Raw genomic sequence first — 240 nt, forward strand, 5'->3', positions numbered from 1 at the left:
TGACACAACGCGCGAAAAGGCCGCCCGCCAAGCCACCACTCACGCCACATACCAGAACAGCCAGCCACGCGACACCGACGGGGATAGAGGTATTGGCACGACCAAAATATGTATAATTTCCCAGGAGAGCGATTGCGGTAATCCCGGAAAAGATGATGACGGTCAGTGTCCGGCCCGACGATTTCTGTTCAAAGGAGTGGGCAAGTTCCTCAATGGCGAAAACAACGCCTGCGAGAGGTG

The 240-nt window shown here is 55.4% G+C and carries 1 protein-coding gene; it reads right to left on the bottom strand.

The features are described from left to right. Window positions 1–240, bottom strand: a 240-nt coding sequence (locus HNW77_RS17445) for a chloride channel protein (protein WP_172159358.1), incomplete at both ends; no start/stop codon positions are given.

It is taken from the genome of Komagataeibacter melomenusus, from assembly GCF_013155395.1.
In the GTDB taxonomy this organism is placed as follows: domain Bacteria; phylum Pseudomonadota; class Alphaproteobacteria; order Acetobacterales; family Acetobacteraceae; genus Komagataeibacter; species Komagataeibacter melomenusus.